The organism is Azospirillum sp. B4, assembly GCF_000333275.1.
Lineage (GTDB): Bacteria > Pseudomonadota > Alphaproteobacteria > Azospirillales > Azospirillaceae > Nitrospirillum.
Window position 1 is genome coordinate 1 of the sequence record NZ_BACU01000479.1, and the last position, 1,638, is coordinate 1,638.

Annotated in this window: 1 protein-coding gene and 2 pseudogenes; all 3 read left to right on the top strand. The window is 68.6% G+C overall.

The window, feature by feature from the left end:
* Positions 1-474: pseudogene (locus tag I55_RS20690) on the top strand (potassium-transporting ATPase subunit B); the annotation flags it as partial.
* Positions 475-487: 13 nt separating this feature from the next.
* Complete coding sequence (gene kdpC / locus I55_RS20695) at positions 488-1,099, top strand: potassium-transporting ATPase subunit KdpC (RefSeq protein WP_044562485.1); 612 nt, start codon at positions 488-490, stop codon at positions 1,097-1,099.
* 165 nt (positions 1,100-1,264) lie between these two features.
* Positions 1,265-1,638 (top strand): annotated as a pseudogene (locus I55_RS20700) (two-component sensor histidine kinase); the annotation flags it as partial.

Genomic DNA, 1,638 nt, shown 5'->3' on the forward strand with positions numbered 1-1,638 from the left:
CTGGCCCAGGCGGACGTGGGCGTGGCCATGAACACCGGCACCCAGGCCGCGCGCGAGGCCGGCAACATGGTGGATTTGGACAGCGACCCGACGAAGCTGATCGAGATCGTGGGCATCGGCAAGCAACTGCTGATGACCCGCGGCGCGCTGACCACCTTCTCCATCGCCAACGACGTGGCCAAGTACTTCGCCATCATCCCGGCGATGTTCGCGGGGCTGTACCCGGCGCTGAACGCGCTGAACATCATGCACCTGGCGACACCGCAGTCGGCCATCCTGTCGGCCATCATCTTCAACGCCCTGGTCATCATCGCGCTCATCCCGCTGGCGCTCAAAGGCGTGCGCTACCGCGCCCTGCCGGCCGCCAGCCTGCTGTCGCGCAACATGCTGGTCTACGGCCTGGGCGGCATCGTCATCCCCTTCATCGGCATCAAGGCCATCGACATGGTCGTGACCGCCGTCGGTCTGGCCTGAGGAGGCCAATCCCATGCTCAAGCAAATCCGCCCGGCCATCATGCTGGCCCTGCTCTTCACCCTGGTCTGCGGCCTGGCCTATCCGCTGGGCATGACCGGCCTCGCCCGCGTCCTGTTCCCCAGCCAGGCGGCCGGCAGCCTGATCACGGCCAAGGACGGGACCGTCGTCGGTTCCACCCTGATCGGCCAGAACTTCACGTCGGAGAAGTATTTCTGGGGCCGCCCGTCGGTGACCACGGACGCCGATCCCAACGACAGCACCAAGACGGTGGCCGCCCCCTACAACGCCGCCAACTCCATGGGCTCCAACCTGGGCCCCACCTCCAAGGCGCTGGTCGACCGCATCCAGGGCGACGCGGAGAAGTATGGCGCCACCAAGGACCACCCGGTGCCGGTGGACCTGGCGACCGCGTCGGCCAGCGGCCTGGACCCCGACATCTCCCCCGCCGGCGCCTATTACCAGGTGGCCCGCGTGGCCAAGGCCCGGGGGATGAGCGAGGCCGCCGTGCGCGCCCTGGTGGACGCCCATGTGGAAGGACGCGTCCTGGGCCTGATCGGGGAGCCGCATGTGAATGTCCTGGCACTGAACCGCGCGCTCGACGCGGCGCATCCGTCGGGTAACTGATTGTCCTGAAAGGTTGAAGGCTCGCGGTCCCGGGTTCATTGGCGCTATTGTCGCCGATGAACCCGGGCGGCGGCCTTTGCCGTTTGTACCGCCTCTGAAAGACCACCCTTGAGCCACGCCGACCACACCAACCGCCCGTCGCCGGACGCCCTGTTGAGCCAGGCCATGCAGGAGCGCCGGGGCAAGCTGCGCATCTACCTGGGCGCCGCCCCTGGCGTGGGCAAGACCTATCAGATGCTGGAAACCGCCCGGCAGCTGAAGGCCGAGGGCGTGGACGTCGTCGTCGGCGTGGTGGAGACCCATGGCCGGCGGGAGACGGAGGCCATGCTGGCCGGCCTGGAGGTCGTGCCCCGCCGGGTGCTGGAGTACAAGGGCCGCCCCCTGGAAGAGATGGACATCGACGCCGTGCTGCGCCGCCGTCCCCGCCTGGCCCTGGTGGATGAGCTGGCCCACACCAACGCCGCCGGCAGCCGCCACGCCAAGCGCTACTCCGATGTCGAGGAACTGCTGGCGGCCGGCATCGACGTGCTGCCACCCTA